This is a genomic window from Streptomyces sp. AC627_RSS907 (assembly GCF_019049165.1).
In genome coordinates, this window is record NZ_JAGMUE010001477.1 from 1 (window position 1) to 764 (window position 764).

A 764-nucleotide genomic window follows, 5' to 3' on the forward strand; every position below is an offset into this window, starting at 1 on the left:
CGTTCGCAGAGGGCGACGCCGCGGGGGCCGTCGCGCACTGGGACGCGGCCCTGGCGCTGTGGTCGGGCCCGCCCCTGGACGGGGTGCGCGACCGGGGCTTCGCACTGGCCGAGGCGGAGCGGCTCACCGAGATGCGGGTGGTGGCCCGCGAGGAGCGGGTGGACGCGCTGCTCGCGCTCGGCCGCGACGAGGAGGCCGTCGACGCGCTCGGCACGCTGGTCGAGGAGCAGCCGCTGCGGGAGCGGCCGCGCGCCCAACTCGTCCTCGCGCTGTACCGGGCGGGCCGGCAGGCCGACGCGCTCGCCGCCTACCAGGACGTGCGGCGGGTCCTGGACGTGGAGCTGGGCATCCAGCCCGGCCGGGCGCTCCGCGAGCTCCACCAGCGGGTCCTGAACGCGGACCCGGCGCTCGACCTCGACGCGGCGCCGGGCCCGGCCCCCGGGCCGGCGGCGGAGCCGGTCGGCGAGCCGGCGGCCCCGGCCGCGCCGGCGCCCGTGCCGCGCCAACTCCCGGTGGACGTGGCCGGGTTCACCGGGCGCGCGGAGCGGCTGCGGGAGTTGGACGCCCAACTCGCCGTACGGGCCCAGGCGGCCGACCAGACGCTGGTGATCTCCTCGGTCTCCGGGATGGCCGGCGTGGGCAAGACGGCGCTGGCCGTGCACTGGATGCACCGGGTGGCCGACCAGTTCCCCGACGGGCAGCTCTACGTGAGCCTGCGCGGCTACGCCCCGGGCGCGCCGCTGGCGCCGGACGAGGCGCTGGGG

At 79.3% G+C, this 764-nt stretch carries 1 protein-coding gene; it reads left to right on the plus strand.

Going from position 1 to position 764, the window contains the following annotated elements; all coding sequences use genetic code 11:
* The coding region (locus KUM32_RS42540) for an AfsR/SARP family transcriptional regulator (RefSeq protein ID WP_217146923.1) at positions 1-764 on the plus strand (764 nt) is incomplete at both ends.